Source organism: Limosilactobacillus mucosae, assembly GCF_013423865.1.
Classification (GTDB): domain Bacteria; phylum Bacillota; class Bacilli; order Lactobacillales; family Lactobacillaceae; genus Limosilactobacillus; species Limosilactobacillus mucosae.
Map to the genome: position 1 here is coordinate 1917087 of NZ_CP058954.1, position 16319 is coordinate 1933405.

A 16319-nucleotide genomic window follows, 5' to 3' on the forward strand; every position below is an offset into this window, starting at 1 on the left:
TTTTTATTTTATCAAGCAGCAATTATTCAAAAGGTTTCGGAAAGGTGGCAAAAAGCCATGAAAAGAATGTATACCGTAATCGCCATTTTACTTGCCTTTCTTGGGGTCGCCTACTTCAAGGAAAATGGCGGCATCGTCAAACAGGCCAAGCCCAAAGTCGGGGTCTTAACCTTGATGCATCATCCCGCATTGGATCAGATCTACAAAGGCTTTGTCCATGGTCTGGCCGAAGAAGGCTATCACAATGGCAAAAACATTACGATCGACTATCAAAATGCCAATGGTGATCAAAGCAACTTAAAAACCATGGCCAACAAGCTGGTCAATGAAAACTCAACTGTCCTTTTTGGGATTACCACGCCAGCTTCCCAAGCACTGGCCAACTCAACCAAAAAGATTCCAATCGTCTTAGGTGCCGTAACCAATCCACAAGGAGCCGGTCTCGTTAAGAACAACAAGCGTCCTGGCGGCAACGTCACCGGGATTTCCGATCAGGCACCGGTCAAGGAACAACTGCAGCTGGTCCACAAATTTATGCCGCACGCCAAGACGTTAGGGATCATCTACACTTCCAGCGACAGTTCCGCCGTCACTGAATATAAGGAATTCATGAAATATGCCAAGCAGATGCATTTAAATCTGAAGGCTTACTCGATTTCCAACAGCAATGACTTAAATCAAGTCTCACAACAAATGCTGAGTGAAGTTGACGCTGTAATCGTACCAACTGACAACACGATTGCCGGCGCGATGCAGACACTGGTCAAAAATGCCAATGCCGTCAATAAGCCCGTTTTCCCAGCTGTCGACACGATGGTTAAGCAAGGCGGGGTCGCTACCTACAGCATCAATCAATACAAGCTGGGCGTTGAAGGCGGTAAGTTGACGGCCGATATTCTAAAGGGCAAGAAGAAGCCATCCACGACTGCCATTAAGTACATCCGTCATGGCGAGCCGGTCTTGAATCTAAAGCAGGCACGCAAATTGGGCTTGCACGTTCCAGCCAGTTTCCAGCGTGAAGCCGAAAAATATGGGGAGGTAATCAAATGAATCTGATCGTATCCGCAATTGGCCAGGGTCTGTTATGGGCACTGCTGGGATTGGGCCTTTACCTAACCTTCCGCATCTTGAATCTCGCCGATATGACGGTTGAAGGCACGTTTCCATTAGGGGCTGCCGTAGCCGTTACCGCAATCACGCATGGTTTTTCACCATTGGCCGCAACCCTTTTGGCATTTGGCGCCGGTATGCTGGCTGGGCTGGTAACCGGGCTGCTGTACACTAAAGGAAAGATTCCATTCCTGCTGGCTGGGATTCTGACGATGACGGCCACCTATTCTGTTAACCTGCGCATTATGGGTAAGTCGAACATCTCACTGCTGGGCCAAAAGACGCTTTTTTCTGGATCGTTTATGACCTCGCTGCCGCAGTATTTTGACAGCGTCGTCTTGGGCATGGTCGTAATCGTCATTATCACGCTCCTGCTGATCTTTTTCTTGGACACCGACTATGGCCAGTCATTTATTGCAACCGGCGACAATCCCGTAATGGCTAAATCACTGGGGATCCATACCGATGCCACGATCAACGTTGGTCTTATGATTTCTAATGGACTGGTTGGACTTTGCGGCGCGCTGGTTGCTCAAAGCAATGGCTATGCCGATGTCAACATGGGGATTGGAACCATCGTAATCGCCCTGGCTTCAATCATCATCGGCGAAGTTGCCTTTGGTGAGCTGACACTGTCGCAGCGACTGGTTGCCGTAACCTTGGGAAGCATCATCTACCGCTTGATTCTGCTGGCAGTCTTGCAGCTGGGATTCAGTGCCAACGATCTCAACCTGATCTCTTCAATCGTCTTGGCATTGTGCATGATGCTGCCACAGCTGGACAAGCTATTCCACATTCGTAAGCCGTTCTTTAAGGGGGTCCAAACCAATGACTGAACCAATGCTTGAGCTAAAAAACGTCAAAACAATCGTCAATCCAGGAACTGCCAACGAAACCACGATTTTAAAGGGCATCAATCTAACCATCAACGACGGCGACTTCATTACCATCGTTGGGACGAACGGTGCTGGTAAATCAACCCTTTTCAATGTTATCGGCGGCAATCTTAAAGCCGACACCGGGCAGATTTTTCATGCCGGCGCTGATATTACCAAAACAACCGAAGAACAGCGCACTACTTTTTTAGCCCGCGTTTTTCAAGATCCTAAGCTAGGAACGGCACCCCGGATGACGGTTGCTGAAAATATGCTGCTGGCTTCCAAGCGCGGCGAAAAACGTCACCTTATGCCGCGCCGCTTGAAGCAGCGAATGGCAGAATTTACCAAGCTGGCCGCGCAAATGAACAATGGCTTGGAAAATCGTATGACTACGCCAACCGGAGCACTTTCCGGCGGGCAAAGGCAGGCCTTGAGCTTTTTGATGGCTACGCTCAAGCGACCAGACATTCTGCTGCTTGATGAGCATACTGCCGCCTTGGATCCACACACGGCACGCAACCTGCTGCACGCTACCAATCAGCGCATCACTGAAGATCATCTGACGGCATTGATGATTACTCATCATATGGAAGATGCGCTCAAATACGGCAACCGGCTGATCGTTTTAAAAGATGGCCAGATCAAAGCCGATTATAACGCAGCTGAAAAAGCTCAATTAACGGTTGACGATCTGTATGCCTACTTTGAGATGTAAAACAACAACATTCAAAAAGACATTCCGTACCACTACGGAATGTCTTTTAGTCAGCATCATTAAAAATCCACCTCATCAGGTTTGGCACATTGCCCACCAAGATTTGGCAACGCCTGAATCATCTGCATTTCAGACTCTGAAAGCGCAAAGTCAAAGATTTCCATATTTTGTGCCGAGCGTTCACGATGAACCGACTTTGGTAGTGGCAAAACGCCTTGCTGCAATTCCCAGCGCAACGCAACCTGAGCCGTTGACTTGCCATGAGCTTTGGCAATTTCTTTCATCGTATCGTTAACTAAGACTTTAGCTCCCTGACCGCCTAATGGACCCCAGCCTTCAACCAGAATATCCTGTTCCTGCAGCCACTGAACTGCTTCTGTCTGCGGCCAGCCGGGATGAACCTCAATCTGGTCGACCATTGGCTTGATTTTAGCTGTTTTCATCAAAGCCTTAATGTGATGTGGCAAAAAATTCGAAACACCAATTGCCCGAATTCTGCCTTCATTGTAAAGATCTTCCATCGCCCGCCAGGTTTCAGCATTCAGCTTTTCGGCATCCTGACCAAACTGTTTTTCGTTGGCTGGCCAATGAATCAAATAAAGATCCAGATAATCAAGTTTTAACCGATCCAGGGTGGCTTGAAAGGCGGCTTTCGTTTTTTCATAGCCACGCTCGGTATTCCAAAGCTTGCTGGTAACGAAAAGCTCTTCCCGTGCAACGCCTGAAGCAGCAATTCCTTGGCCTACGCCAACTTCATTTTCATAGACCGCAGCCGTATCAATGTGCCGATAGCCCAATTCAATTGCATCCATAACTGACTGTTTAGCCACTGATTCCGGCGTTCTAAACGTCCCATAACCGACACATGGAATTTCAACATCATTGTTTAAGCGCCGCATCGAAGTAACGCTTGTGAAATGATTGTCCATTATGATCCTTCTTTCTTTTTTATCTAACAATTGTAAGCATATTATAAAATCAGAACTAGGCAATACACAATAACGCACCTTTTTGTGACCGTCAACAGGAGATTTTGAATGACTGATACAATCAGAGAATATACCCTTAAAAAATTGCGCCAAAAGGATTTTGACTGTGCCAAAGAATACACTTTGGCCATGTTTTCCGGCAAATACAAGCTGTTGATCATCTGCAGTCTTTATCATAATGGCGCAATGCGTTTTAATGAGCTGCAGCGGCTTTCTGAACACGCTACGCACAAGATGATGACGCAACAGCTAAAAGAGATGATCAAGGATGGGCTGATCTCACGTCATGAACAGCTGATCAGCCATCGCAAAGCAGTCTTTTACCAGCTTACGAATACTGGCGAAAGCTTGATGCCAATTATCGATGCCATGTGCCAATGGGGTGAAAAGCGTCTGCAGGATCTAAAATTAGATATTGAATTTTGCTCAGACTAATCCAACAGCCGCTGCTCAATATTGAGCAGCGGCTGTTTTAAACTATTAAAGCATTGATTCTTACTGTTTTTTGAAATGCGGTCGATTCTTTTGCCACATCAAAACAGCCAGCAGCAACGTCAAAACATCAGACGCGGCCTGAGCTGAAACGATTCCCCAATAACCAAACAGATGATGCAGAACTACGATGCAGACTAAAAAAATCAAGCCTTGCCGTGATACTGACAGCCAAAATGCCGGGACTGCCTTACCCATTGACTGAAACATCGTCGTAAATACCAAAATACAGCCGCCCAGCGTCGTTGAACTGGCCAGCCAGCGAATCATGGTCGTACCTTCACTGATCACGGTTTGATCCTGCATAAACAAACGAATGATCAAAGGAGCTGCCAACATCATCAAAAGTGTTGCCACGACCCCAAAAACAACGACGACCAAAATATCAAAACGCACGGTTTCATTAAACCGCTTTTGATTTTTGGCACCGTAAGCATAGCCAATCAGCGGCTGGGCCCCAAACGCAAAGCCGACCATCACCATAAAGATAATAGTATTGATCTTGTTGGCAATTCCCATCGCCGCCACACTGGTTGAGCCATACGCAATCAGATAGCGATTCGTCAGTGCCATTGAGAACATAACCATGATATTGGTGATCGAGGCCGGAATCCCAATTGAGTAGATTTCTTTTTGCAGCGTTGGACTTAATCTGGTTTCATGAATCGAGGTCGTCAGTTTTTGGCTTTTGGTATTCAAATAATAAATCATCAAGACATCGCCAATGATATTGCTGACGACAGTGGCCAATGCCGAACCCGCAGCCCCTAGTCCACAAGGGAAGATAAAGATCGGATTCAAAATGATGTTAAAAATCGTTCCCACCATGCTGGCCGTCATAGACTGAACGGCCAATCCCTCAGTTCTTAAAATATTGGTTGGTGTCAGGCCAAAAACAATAAACGGCGCGCCAAACGCAATCACCAGGTAGTATTCACGCACGTACTGCCAAGTTGCCGTGGTCGCCCCCAATAGATGAAGAATCGGCGTCTGAAAGGCCACCATGATGATCGTCATCAAGATTCCTACAATAATCGATACGTAAAAACAATAACCTGAAGCCAGGCGTGCCTCATGATCGCGCTTTTCACCAAACAGCCGCGAAATCAATGAGCTGCCCCCCAAGCCAAAGATATCGCCAATTGCAATCAGCAGACTGAAAACTGGTGCGCCTTGCGATACGCCCGCTACCAGATCAGGATTTTGGGTCTTAGAAACAAAGAACGTATCTACCAGGTTATAGATAATAATAACGGCTGAGCTTAAAACCACTGGCATTGCCAGCGTAAAATAAGCCTTTTTAATGGAAGAACGCTCGAAAAGCTGATCCATTTTTCTACTCCCTTCATTAATTAAACAATCTTGATTATTTTAGACGATCACCTCTTGATCAACAATCATTCAATTATTGGTCTATTCCATATTTTAGTTTCAAATCACAAGAATGAAACGTTTTCATCATTTTTCAATTTTGTCTGGTCTAATAAATTTGTTTAATTTTTCGGAATCAAACTCAGGCTATTGTTTTTGAAAAAGAATTGGTCTAAATTAGTTGCCATTAAGAAAATGATTAGAGTTTTGAGAATTGGAGATGGCAATAATGAGTACAGCAAACACTTTATTCGTAATGATTGCCAGTATTCTGGTGTTCTTAATGACACCAGGACTGGCGTTTTTCTATGGCGGCTTGGTAAGTCGGCGCAACATCGTCAACACGTTTATGTCGGTCTTTTTCGTCTGTGGTCTATCCGTTCTGCTTTGGGTAGCAGTTGGCTGGTCACTTTCATTCAGCGGTAACGGCGCCATTGTCGGCAACCTGCACCATTTGATGATGCACGGCACCAACCTAAAGCAGCTGACGACTGGCAAGATTCCGGTCGGCATCTTCTCAATCTTTGAAATGATGTTTGCATTGATCACACCAGCTTTGTTTGTGGGCGCGATCGTTGGCCGGGTGCGCTTTAAGTTTTTAACCTTCTTTATCATCTGCTGGTCGATTCTGATCTACTACCCATTGGTACACCTGGTCTGGGGCGGCGGTCTGCTGTCCAAGCTGGGCACGCTTGACTTTGCTGGTGGGACTGTCGTTCATATCAATGCTGGCGTCACGGCCCTGGTACTTTCTGCTATGATTGGGCCGCGTCTGCACACCAAAGATTCGGATGGTCCTGCTGATCGGTCCTGGGTTCTGTTGGGTACGACCCTGCTTTGGATTGGCTGGGATGGTTTCAACGCGGGTTCTGCACTGGCCGTCAACAGCATTGCCATGCAGGCTTTCTTAACGACGACAGTTGCTGCCGCCGCGGCCATGGTTACTTGGCAATTACTGGAAATCTATACTGAAGGACACACAACTTTGGTTGGTACCTGTACCGGCGTATTGTGTGGGCTCGTTGGCATCACACCAGCCTGTGGCTACGTTACCTTGACCGGAGCCTTGATTATCGGAATCGGTTCGAGCTTGATCAGCGGCTGGTTCATCACCAAGATCAAGCCGCGGCTAAAAGTCGATGACACGCTGGATGCCTTTGGCTGTCACGGAGTCAGCGGTATCTGGGGAAGCATCGCAACTGGCCTTTTTGCTACTCACACGGTCAACCCTGCCGTTACTCACGATGGTCTGCTGATGGGTGGTGGCTTCACGCAGTTTGGCATTCAAATACTGGCAACCCTGGTTACGATTATCGCTACTGCTGCTATGGTCTGGGCTATCGTTAAGGTCTTAGGTCGCTTTATGACGATTCGAGTTTCTGCTCGCGAAGAAGGACGCGGCTTAGACATCAGCGAACACCATGAACTGATCGGCTCATTGGCGAATCCTCAGCTCTAACCACTTATCTGAATAATTAAATCTGCTGCACTCGATAATATAAATATAAAAAGGGCAATCCCGCGTTGGCGAGATTGTCCTTTTACGTTATGCGTTAACTGAAAATTCAATGCTAGTGTTCTTGAACTTCTTCAGGGTGTGCCTTTTCGTAGCGATGTTCATTCCAGAAGTAGATCGTGATGATCGCAAAGCAGATGGCTGGCACGATGAAGGAGAACTGCATGGAGCCGGAAAGGTCGGATACCCGTCCTTGAATGGCTGGCACGATGGCACCACCGATCAGGGACATAACGATGAAGGCACCACCAGTTTCCGTGTACTTCTTTTCGTGAATCTGGTCCAGCGTGTGAGCGTAGATCGTTGGCCATTCAGGACCGAAGAAGAAGCTCGTGGCAATGGCTGCGTAAACGGCCGTTGCATTTGGAACCGTAAAGGCAATTACCAGGCAGACCATCCCAAGAGCAGAGAACCAGGTCAGCACCTTGGTAATCGAGTAGCGGTTCATGAACCAGTTGGCAACCAGCTTGCCGACGAACCAGGCAACGTAGCTGTAGATCATAAACGTTGAGGCTTCAGAGTCGGAAATGCCGTGCATAACCTTCAGTGCCAGCCGGATGGTAAATGACCAAACCGTCGTCTGCATGCCGGCGTAGACGAACTGTGCACCGACACCCATCATAAAGCGCTTGTTGTGCGTCAGGTAGTGAATCGTCTCGCCCAAGGATGGCTGTGCTTCCTGGCCTTCTGCGCCCGTTCCTGCCGTGGCCTTGGCGCGTGGCATCTTGGTCAGCAGCAGGACGATGAAGATCACGATTAAAATTGCAAGGATGAATTTGTATGGACGCAGCGTCAGTTGAAGCATGTGCAGGTTGTAGGCGTGGGCTTCGGCCTTGCTCATGTGAGCGACCTTGTCAGCCAGGTTGCCGCCTTCACCAAAGATCAGGTACTTGCCTAAGACGATCCCCAAGATGTCACCCAGCGGCGTCAGCGTTTGCGCAAAGTTCAGCCGCTGGTTGGCCGTGTTGCGAGGACCCATCATTGAGGCGTAGGTGTCACAGGACGTTTCCAAGAAGCTCAGCCCAACGGCAATAGCAAAGATGGCTACCAGGAACACGCTGTAGGTGGCAATTCGGGATGCCGGGAAGAACAGCGAGCAGCCGATGATGTAGAACATCAGGCCGACCAGAATGGCCACCTTGTAGCTGGCCTTCTTAACGATCCGCGAGGCGGGGATGGCCATCAGGAAGTAGCCGCCGTAGAAGGCTGACTGAACGAAGGCCGTAGCCGTGTCGTTCAGCGTAAAGACCGTCTTGAACTGTGTGATCAGAATGTCGTTCAGACTGGCTGCCGCGCCCCAGAGCGGGAAGATCAGGCAGACCAGCAGGAACTGAAACATTGGCGTCTTGTCAAGGTAGCCGTCCGGCAGCTGCAGCCAGCTTTGGCCCTTGTCAGAATTCTTACTGTTTTGCATGGCTCATACCTCACTAGAACGTAACGCCGGATTCAAGAATAATGTTGGAGTAAGGCGTCATCTCACCCGTGCGGATGAAGGCGTGCGTCTTGGCCAGGTTCTTCTTCAAATCACTGTGAGGCATGAATTCGATCTCAACATCAGGCAGCGCCTTTTTGATGTTTTCCAGCTGTTCTGGATTTTGGTCCTTGATCTCATCGGCAAGGAAGATCTTTTCAACCTTCATTTCCTTCAAGACGTTGTTCAAAACATCCATAAAGCTTGGCAGCTGCTTATCGAGCGCCAGATCGATCTTCTTGGTTCCCATTGGCACCGGCATGCCGGCATCGCCAATCGACAGCCAGTCCATGTGACCCATGTTGGCAACGACGGCGGACACTTCAGAGTTGATAATTCCAGTTTTTTTCATGATCAAAATCTCCTAATTCCTATTTTTATTGCTGCGAACGTTCAGCCGCGATTATTCGGCAAGTGCGGCTTTGACTTCTTCACCCGTTGGAATTGATGGCATGGCGCCCATCTTTTGAACGGTCAGACTGGAAGCACGCTGCGCGTAGACCAGAGCATCGGCAACATTGCTCAAGTCATCGTCCAGCTGTGAGGCCAAAGCACCGATGAACGTATCACCGGCAGCCGTCGTATCAACGGCCTTGACCTTGAATGCTGGCACCATTCCGTGACCGTGTGGCGTGCAGTAGAAGACCCCTTTTGAGCCCAACGTGATCAACAGATTCTTAACGCCTTGTTGTTTAAACCATTCCGCGGATTTAAGCATGGAATCTTCATCAGTAATCTTGATTCCCGTCAAAACAAAGCTTTCGCTGTCGTTAGGAATTACGACGTCCGTGTATTGCAGCAGCTCTGGTAAAATTTCATGAGCTGGCGCTGGGTTCAAAATCGTCGTTACGCCGTGTTCCTTGGCTTGCTTGAATGCTTCTACGGTAACTGCTTGCGGCGTTTCAAACTGACTGATCAGAAAGTCGATTTCTTCAAAGACTGAATCGGCATTTTTCAAAACCTCAGTCGTCATTGCTTGGTTGGCACCACCATAAACCATGATGTCGTTTTGTCCTTCGGCATCAAGCGTAATCAAAGCCGTTCCCGTACCATGCAGCTCATCAATTCCAATCAGCTTGGTATCGATATGGTCTTCTTGCAAGGCCTCACGCATGAACTTACCTTCGTTGTCAGCGCCAACCATCCCGATAAACCAGGTCTTGGCACCAGACCGAGCAGCCGCAACTGCTTGGTTGGCACCCTTACCGCCAGGAGCGGAACTCTTGGAACCTGCCGAGATCGTCTCACCAGGCATTGGGAAACGCTGTACGTGGTAGGTAGTATCAACGTTGATACTACCTAAAACCGCAATTTTCTTAGCCATTTGCTTCCTCCTATGATCTCCACTGTAAAACGTTTTTGTAAATCGTTTTACGAAAAATTCAACGTTGTTAATTTAACATGATTTGAAATCGTTTGCAACCCCTCTTTAAAAATTTAATTCAAAAGTTTTACTAATGTAAGCGATGAAAATGGCGCCATGGCAAACGATTTCCTAAATTAACTTTTTAGTAAAAAAAAGATCCGACTCGCTCAAACGAATCAGATCTTTTTTATAATCGCTGGTCTTATTCAGCTGTTTTACGCGCGAAATAATGTGCCAGCCGATCTTTTGGATAGATACCCGTTACTTTTTCCTTGGCTACGCCATCGCGAAAAAGCACCAGGCTAGGAACACTCATCACTTTATAGCGTTCCGCGATTGCTTGTTGATGATCAACGTTAAACTTAACGAATTTGATCTGCCCGGCAAATTCCTTTTCCAACTCTGCCATGATCGGTTCCATCATTTTGCATGGTCCACACCATGGCGCCCAGAAATCGACTACCGTCAGCGGGCCTTGAATCATTTCGTCAAAGTTTTCAATGGTTGCTTCTTGTGCCATCAGACTACTCCTTTTTATCGGTTGCCTGCGCATGCTTTTTGCGCCGTACCAAGTGCACGATAATCGTAATGACGAAAACGGCCAGGACAAAGATCCCAAAAGCACTTGAAGGAATCTCAATATCAATTGCAGGAATCGATAAGAACAATTTAATGGCCACGAACAAAATCAAGATATACGCCATTGGCTCCAATTCTGGAATCTTGTTCATCAAGCGCATAATCACTTCGGCAATTCCCCGCATACAGATGATACCAATCAAGCCACCGATCAAAACGATCACTGGGTTGCTTGAAATTGCAAGTGAAGCCAACACAGAATCAACGGAAAATATGATGTCCATGAACTCGATTTGAGCAACGACCCACCAGAACCGCTTCCGACCAGTCAGGCCTTTACGGTTAGCCTTAGGACTGGCCTGCTTGCTGCGCCGTTTCGGGTTGCCCTGAAACTTGTAGCGGAAGAAGCGGTAAACCAGATATACCAGGTAGGCAGCCCCGATGACCTTGATTTCCCAGAAATGGATCAGGTAGACGCCAAGTCCAATAATCAAGAAGCGGAAGATATAAGATCCCCAAATCCCGTAAAACAGAGATTCCTCTTGTTCTTTAAGCGTCGGCAAAACCCGTGTCTGAGCTGCTAAGACCACCGCGTTGTCCACGGATAACAGACATTCGATCAATACCAGTGAAAGGATGATCAGCCAATCCTGACTTGAAGTTATCACAGCTTCCCAGTTGTGCAAGTCGAAGAACGGTCCGTAAAGCTTAGTTAAAAGTGACAATGAACTCCTCCTTATCTATTTGTTGTCTCTTTATTTGTATTTTAACAAAATTTGTTTGAATTCGTCATCTATTGGTGCCTGAATTGTTTGAATTTTTTCAGTAAATGGTAAAACCAGCTGCTGCTTAATGCCATGCAGCATCATTCGCGAAGCATCAATCGTGCCATACAGCGGATCTCCGATGATTGGATGGCCGCTGTAAGCCAGGTGAACTCTTAACTGGTGAGTCCGACCGGTTGCCAATTGCAGTCTGACCAGCGTGGCGTTTTTACCGCGCCAGGCAACCTGGTAGTAGGTCAGTGCTGGCTGACTGGCAAAGCCGTTGACTCGTCGCTTGCGCTGATCAAGCAGATCTCTGCCAATTGGCCAATCAAATTTTCCAGCATCCGACGTGATGGTCCCTGCCACCAGCGCAAGATATTGGCGATGCATCTGCCCTTGACTGATGCGGCGATCCAAAATCGGTACGACAATTGGATTCTTAGCGATTGCCACGGCGCCGCTGGTTGCTTGATCCAAGCGATGAACCATAAAGGCATCAGCTGATGAAGTCTTTAAATAACCGGCCGCATCGTTGAGCAGCGTCCCAGTTTCAAGCGGCTGATTGGGATGCATTTTTTGGCCTGCTGGTTTGTTGACTACCAAGACGTCGCGATTTTCAAACAGCACGTTCAGCCTGGGATGTGGGGTTGGTTGATAGTGCGTTTGCGGCGTCCGAAACTCATCGCCATTAAAATTCAGCTCAATTATATCTGCCGGCTGCACTTGATGATTAACGGGATAATATTGACCATTGACCAAGACGTTATGACGCGTTCTAAGATAATATACAAAGCGCCGCGGCAGCAGCCATTGCTTTTGCAGCAGATCACGCAGCGTTTGGGACGGCTGATCTTTTGACAGCGTCTCGATGATTTTCCAGTTTTTTTCCATCATAATCCCCTTAATTGATGATTATTTGATACTTTTTTTCAGTTCTTATGGTTACCTGGGTTGAATTTTAGCGCATTAAATAGTTGAATTATACTTAAAGACCAATTTTCGCGGAGGATAAAATCATGTTGAGTGCCGAACTAATCAATGAACAAAGCTATTGGATCAGCGTGTTTGAGCCCCTGCCTCATGAACGCGAAGATTTGATCAACAAGTACGAGGTTACCAAAGAGCTTTTGGATTACGCCATCGACCCTTATGAAAAAGCTCGGGTTGAGGTTGATCGTGATGCTGGTGTCACTTTGCTGATCTTTGACGTCTATGTGCCCACGCATGAGGTCTCGGCACCCCAAACCGCGCCAATCGGCATTATGCTGACGGCCAACAACGTTTTAACCTTTACCAACGCTCAAACCAATTTTGTTAACGGAATCCTGGCCAAGCAGCTTAAAACCATGAAAAAACGCGGTCCGGTTAATGATCGCTTTGATTTCATCCTGCCAACTCTTTACAAACTCTCAACCAGCTATTTTGGACCAATTCGGCGTGCCGATCAACAGCGCCAGCAGATTCAGCGCAACCTGCAGAACCATACGGAACGCAAGGCAATTACCGAATTTATGGAAATCGAAACGGGGCTAGTCTATATTCTGACTTCACTAAAAGGCAACGTTTCCCTGCTTGAAGAATTCAAACGACGCTTTGGCAACCGAATGTCGCATCGCCAGCTTAATGATCTGGACGATATTATTATCGAAGCTCAGCAAGGTTTAGAAATGGCCCAGATGACATCTGACGTCTCGGCTCGCGTTTCTGACGCCTATAGCAAGGTCCTGGACAGTAATCTGAACCAGACCATGAAATTTCTGACCATCTATTCAATCGTCTTGGCAATTCCGCCAATCGTTTCCGGCTTTTATGGCGAAAACGTCAGGTCGCTGCCGTTTGCCCAAAGCGAATGGGCCTGGCAGATCACGATCGCGATTACTTTAATTATGATTCTGCTCTCAATCTGGTTTTTATTCAATCGACACTGGTGGCATTGAAATAAGTTCGTAATTTTATGATTGATTAACCTTTTGATTGTCAAAAGGTTCGGATTATGTTAAGATGAATCCTGTTAAATTAAAGTTAAGCCTATATATTCTCGCAATACGGGCGAGAGTCTCTACCCTGAACCGTAAATTCAGGACTATAAGCAGCCAAAAAGTCGTCATGGTTGCCTGCCATGGCGACTTTTTGCTTATCTGTATGGGCTGACTCAGGAGGAAAGATCTTGAATAGTGCATCACAGGGAAAATTAAACGACTTTGGCAAAAATCTGGTGCTTGGCTTTCAGCATCTGCTGGCCATGTACTCAGGCGACGTCTTGGTCCCGCTTTTGATTGGAAACTTTCTGCATTTCAACGCAGCACAGATGACCTATCTGGTTTCAATCGACATCTTCATGTGCGGGATCGCCACACTGCTACAGCTGCGCAAGACGCCGCTGACTGGGATCGGTCTGCCGGTCGTTCTGGGTTGTGCGGTACAATCAGTTGCCCCTTTGGAATCGATTGGCGGCAAACTGGGCATTGCCTACATGTATGGTGCCATCATCTGTGCCGGAATCTTTGTCTTTTTGATTGCCGGCCTGTTTGCTAAGATGAAAAAACTGTTTCCACCAGTCGTAACTGGATCCTTGATTACCATTATCGGTTTTACGCTGGTTCCAGTCGGTTTTCAAAATCTCGGCGGTGGCTCAGCAGCTGCCAAGTCATTCGGTGCGCCAGCCAACTTAGCAATCGGCTTTTTAACGATTGTCATCATTTTAGCAATCAATGCATTTGCCAAGGGGTTTGTTAAGTCAATCGCAATTCTACTGGGGATTTTGATTGCTTCCTTTATTGCCGGCGCATTTGGCATGGTCTCATTAACACCGGTTGCCCAAGCTTCCTGGTTCCATCTGCCGCAGATCTTCTACTTTGGGGTTCCTAAGTATAACGGCAGCGCGATCGTTACCATGATGCTGGTTTCTTTAACGACGATGATCGAATCGACTGGGGTCTACTTTGCCCTAAGCGACGTTACTGGTCAGAAGATTACTGAAGACGACATGAAACGCGGCTATCGTGCTGAAGGGATTGCTGCCATTTTAGGCGGGATCTTCAATACCTTCCCCTACTCAACGTTCTCGCAAAATGTCGGCGTTCTACGCATGTCCGGCGTTAAAACCCGCAAACCGGTCTACTATGCTGCTTTCCTGCTTTTGGCACTGGGACTGCTGCCTAAAGCCGGCGCACTGGCAACCGTAATTCCTACGCCGGTTCTCGGTGGGGCCATGATCGTAATGTTTGGCATGGTCGGCGTACAGGGAATTCAGATTCTGCAAAAAGCGGATCTGAACAAGAACAGCAATCTACTGGTTGCCTCGATGTCAATTGGACTGGGGCTTGGCGTAACTGTTTATCCACAGATTTTCCAGCATCTGGCAACCGAAGCACAGATCATTCTGGGCAACGGGGTGGTCGTTGGCAGTCTGGCAGCCGTAATCTTAAATCTGATCTTTAACTGGCAGGACTTCAAAAAGCCGGTTCAAAGCAAAATTAAGAACAACCCAAGAACTGCTGATCCAATTATGAATGAAAATTAAAATTAAGGCATCGGTGATCGCTTCACTGGTGCCTTTTTAGTTGTAAAATAAAGCCAGATCTAACTTGAAAGGGGTTTTGTTTCATATGGAACATTTTGGTTCATTTCATTCTTCATGCACGGCAATGCTGGTTGGCAAAAAGGCAACGATTGACGGCTCAACCATAATTGCCCGCGATGAAGACGGCGAAAGCGGCATTAACCAAAAAACTTTCAAAGTCTTTCCGGCTCGCGACTATGATGAGGAGTTCATTTCTGAATACTCAGGCGTTAGAATCCCGCTCCATGGTCATGGCTGTCGCTTTACTGCTACACCAAACGCTCAGGAAAATGAGATCAAAGGGCGCTGGGACGAACAGGGCATCAATGAATACAACGTGGCAATGAGTGCTACCGAAACTGAAGGTACCAACGCTCGCTGCCTAGGCCACGATCCGTTGGTTAAAAACGGCATCGACGAGGATTCCATGCTGTATCTGGTACTGCCATTTATCAAAACTGCCAGAGAAGGCGTGGCCCGGCTTGGTAAGCTGATCGAACAATATGGAACCGGCGAGTGCAATGGTATTGCCTTTGCCGATCAAGATGAGGTCTGGTACTTTGAAACCGGTGCTGGTCATCAATGGGCCGCTCAACGCATTCCAGATGACTGTTATGCCATCTGTCCCAACATCATGGTGATTGAGGAAATCGACTTTAACGATCCCGACAATTTCATGTTTGCATCATCTTTAAAGTCATTCGTTGAAAAAAATCATCTGAATCCTGACCCAACGACCTTTAACTATCGCAACATCTTCGGGACGCAAAGCGAGGCTGACAGCTACTATAACACGCCTCGAACCTGGTATGGACAAAAGCTGTTCAATCCATCCATTGAACAGGATCCAACCAGTCAAAACATGCCATTCCTGCGGCGGCCAGAAAAGAAGATCGCGATTGAAGACGTGGAAGCCTTTCTTTCTTCTCATTACAATGGCACGCCATATGATCCGATGGGAACTTTTGCCTCGGGAACCAAGGAAGAGCAGCGCAAATTCCGCTCAATCTCACTTGATCGCAATCAAAGCTCCTGCATTCTACAGATTCGCAATCACGTACCAAAAGAATTTGCTGCCATTCAATGGATCAATTTCGGTTTCTACTGCTACAGTCCATACGTACCGTTTTATACCAACATTTCCGACACGCCAGCCAACTACCAAAAAGCTGGCGCCGAGGTCGATACCAACAGTGCCTATTGGATGTACAAAACGCTGGCCGTTGTCGTTGAACCGCGCTATCACAAATTTATCAATGAGGTCAACGAATATCGCGATGGCTGTCAAAGCTTTGGCCTGCAGCGAATTGACCAGATTGACCAACAGGCGGCTGAACTTGAAGTAGATGAGCTGAACAACTTCCTTACCAAAGCCAATCTGCAAACGGCCGCCGAGGTTACCAAGCGAACCCACTCGCTGCTCAGCAGTCTGATCAAACAATCGCTGCTTGACTCCAAGTATCAGTTTGAGCTTGGCGATAATCTATAAAGAGCTACTAAAAC

At 47.4% G+C, this 16319-nt stretch carries 16 protein-coding genes and 1 riboswitch; of the genes, 8 read left to right on the top strand and 8 right to left on the bottom strand.

The window, feature by feature from the left end; all coding sequences use genetic code 11:
- Positions 1–57 precede the first annotated feature (57 nt).
- From trpX to H0G69_RS09510, 3 genes are read left to right on the top strand one after another with little or no spacing between them, the layout of a single operon-like run.
- Entirely contained in the window at positions 58–1050 is a 993-nt protein-coding gene (trpX, locus tag H0G69_RS09500) for a tryptophan ABC transporter substrate-binding protein (RefSeq protein ID WP_033935005.1), read from the top strand.
- Entirely contained in the window at positions 1047–1946 is a 900-nt protein-coding gene (locus H0G69_RS09505; RefSeq protein ID WP_006500753.1) for an ABC transporter permease, read from the top strand. Before trpX ends, H0G69_RS09505 begins: the two co-directional genes overlap by 4 nt.
- Positions 1939–2703, top strand: coding sequence for an ABC transporter ATP-binding protein (locus tag H0G69_RS09510; RefSeq protein WP_033935004.1), 765 nt, complete (start codon positions 1939–1941; stop codon positions 2701–2703). The genes H0G69_RS09505 and H0G69_RS09510 overlap by 8 nt, the downstream gene beginning before the upstream one ends.
- 59 nt (positions 2704–2762) lie before the next feature.
- Here the strand turns inward: H0G69_RS09510 and H0G69_RS09515 are convergent, their stop codons facing one another.
- Positions 2763–3632 (bottom strand): aldo/keto reductase, encoded by an 870-nt coding sequence (locus tag H0G69_RS09515; protein ID WP_240164352.1) that lies wholly within the window; start codon positions 3630–3632, stop codon positions 2763–2765.
- 108 nt (positions 3633–3740) lie between these two features.
- Between H0G69_RS09515 and H0G69_RS09520 the strand changes: the two genes are divergently transcribed.
- Positions 3741–4127: a winged helix-turn-helix transcriptional regulator gene (locus H0G69_RS09520; protein WP_033935003.1), complete on the top strand. Its 387-nt coding sequence runs from the start codon at positions 3741–3743 to the stop codon at positions 4125–4127.
- 60 nt (positions 4128–4187) lie between these two features.
- Here H0G69_RS09520 and H0G69_RS09525 read toward each other — a convergent pair whose 3' ends face one another.
- Positions 4188–5516, bottom strand: a complete 1329-nt coding sequence (locus H0G69_RS09525) for an MATE family efflux transporter (RefSeq protein WP_180304799.1) — start codon at positions 5514–5516, stop codon at positions 4188–4190.
- Between the two features lie 268 nt (positions 5517–5784).
- Here H0G69_RS09525 and H0G69_RS09530 point away from each other — a divergent pair, with 268 nt between their 5' ends.
- Complete coding sequence (locus H0G69_RS09530; protein ID WP_180304800.1) at positions 5785–7014, top strand: ammonium transporter; 1230 nt, start codon at positions 5785–5787, stop codon at positions 7012–7014.
- Positions 7015–7126: 112 nt separating this feature from the next.
- Here the strand turns inward: H0G69_RS09530 and fucP are convergent, their stop codons facing one another.
- The 6 genes from fucP to H0G69_RS09560 form a co-directional block, all read right to left on the bottom strand.
- Positions 7127–8485, bottom strand: coding sequence for an L-fucose:H+ symporter permease (gene fucP / locus H0G69_RS09535; RefSeq protein ID WP_109588085.1), 1359 nt, complete (start codon positions 8483–8485; stop codon positions 7127–7129).
- Positions 8486–8498: 13 nt separating this feature from the next.
- Positions 8499–8894, bottom strand: a complete 396-nt coding sequence (gene rbsD / locus H0G69_RS09540) for a D-ribose pyranase (protein WP_033934837.1) — start codon at positions 8892–8894, stop codon at positions 8499–8501.
- A 51-nt stretch (positions 8895–8945) separates the two neighbouring features.
- Positions 8946–9866 (bottom strand): ribokinase, encoded by a 921-nt coding sequence (gene rbsK / locus H0G69_RS09545; RefSeq protein WP_180304801.1) that lies wholly within the window; start codon positions 9864–9866, stop codon positions 8946–8948.
- A gap of 244 nt (positions 9867–10110) precedes the next feature.
- The gene (trxA, locus tag H0G69_RS09550; protein ID WP_006500762.1) at positions 10111–10428 is read right to left on the bottom strand and encodes a thioredoxin; all 318 of its coding nucleotides are present in this window, start codon (positions 10426–10428) and stop codon (positions 10111–10113) included.
- 4 nt (positions 10429–10432) lie between these two features.
- A complete protein-coding gene (locus H0G69_RS09555) occupies positions 10433–11212 on the bottom strand; it encodes a TerC family protein (RefSeq protein WP_180304802.1) in 780 nt (259 codons plus the stop codon).
- A gap of 30 nt (positions 11213–11242) precedes the next feature.
- The gene (locus tag H0G69_RS09560) at positions 11243–12145 is read right to left on the bottom strand and encodes an RluA family pseudouridine synthase (protein WP_180304803.1); all 903 of its coding nucleotides are present in this window, start codon (positions 12143–12145) and stop codon (positions 11243–11245) included.
- A gap of 125 nt (positions 12146–12270) precedes the next feature.
- Between H0G69_RS09560 and H0G69_RS09565 the strand changes: the two genes are divergently transcribed.
- From H0G69_RS09565 to H0G69_RS09575, 3 genes are all read left to right on the top strand, one after another.
- Complete coding sequence (locus tag H0G69_RS09565; RefSeq protein WP_048345737.1) at positions 12271–13191, top strand: magnesium transporter CorA family protein; 921 nt, start codon at positions 12271–12273, stop codon at positions 13189–13191.
- A 71-nt stretch (positions 13192–13262) separates the two neighbouring features.
- A riboswitch (purine riboswitch) is annotated at positions 13263–13360 on the top strand.
- A gap of 61 nt (positions 13361–13421) precedes the next feature.
- Positions 13422–14777, top strand: a complete 1356-nt coding sequence (locus H0G69_RS09570; RefSeq protein ID WP_048345736.1) for a nucleobase:cation symporter-2 family protein — start codon at positions 13422–13424, stop codon at positions 14775–14777.
- An 85-nt stretch (positions 14778–14862) separates the two neighbouring features.
- Entirely contained in the window at positions 14863–16305 is a 1443-nt protein-coding gene (locus H0G69_RS09575) for a C69 family dipeptidase (protein WP_006500767.1), read from the top strand.
- Positions 16306–16319 lie beyond the last annotated feature (14 nt).

Excerpts from the sequence above, each read along its gene's own strand:
- trpX (WP_033935005.1), top strand. The coding sequence starts at position 58 with ATGAAAAGAATGTATACCGTAATCGCCATTTTACTTGCCTTTCTTGGG.
- H0G69_RS09505 (WP_006500753.1), top strand. The coding sequence starts at position 1,047 with ATGAATCTGATCGTATCCGCAATTGGCCAGGGTCTGTTATGGGCACTG.
- H0G69_RS09510 (WP_033935004.1), top strand. The coding sequence starts at position 1,939 with ATGACTGAACCAATGCTTGAGCTAAAAAACGTCAAAACAATCGTCAAT.
- H0G69_RS09515 (WP_240164352.1), bottom strand. The coding sequence starts at position 3,632 with ATGGACAATCATTTCACAAGCGTTACTTCGATGCGGCGCTTAAACAAT.
- H0G69_RS09520 (WP_033935003.1), top strand. The coding sequence starts at position 3,741 with ATGACTGATACAATCAGAGAATATACCCTTAAAAAATTGCGCCAAAAG.
- H0G69_RS09525 (WP_180304799.1), bottom strand. The coding sequence starts at position 5,516 with ATGGATCAGCTTTTCGAGCGTTCTTCCATTAAAAAGGCTTATTTTACG.
- H0G69_RS09530 (WP_180304800.1), top strand. The coding sequence starts at position 5,785 with ATGAGTACAGCAAACACTTTATTCGTAATGATTGCCAGTATTCTGGTG.
- fucP (WP_109588085.1), bottom strand. The coding sequence starts at position 8,485 with ATGCAAAACAGTAAGAATTCTGACAAGGGCCAAAGCTGGCTGCAGCTG.
- rbsD (WP_033934837.1), bottom strand. The coding sequence starts at position 8,894 with ATGAAAAAAACTGGAATTATCAACTCTGAAGTGTCCGCCGTCGTTGCC.
- rbsK (WP_180304801.1), bottom strand. The coding sequence starts at position 9,866 with ATGGCTAAGAAAATTGCGGTTTTAGGTAGTATCAACGTTGATACTACC.
- trxA (WP_006500762.1), bottom strand. The coding sequence starts at position 10,428 with ATGGCACAAGAAGCAACCATTGAAAACTTTGACGAAATGATTCAAGGC.
- H0G69_RS09560 (WP_180304803.1), bottom strand. The coding sequence starts at position 12,145 with ATGGAAAAAAACTGGAAAATCATCGAGACGCTGTCAAAAGATCAGCCG.
- H0G69_RS09565 (WP_048345737.1), top strand. The coding sequence starts at position 12,271 with ATGTTGAGTGCCGAACTAATCAATGAACAAAGCTATTGGATCAGCGTG.
- H0G69_RS09575 (WP_006500767.1), top strand. The coding sequence starts at position 14,863 with ATGGAACATTTTGGTTCATTTCATTCTTCATGCACGGCAATGCTGGTT.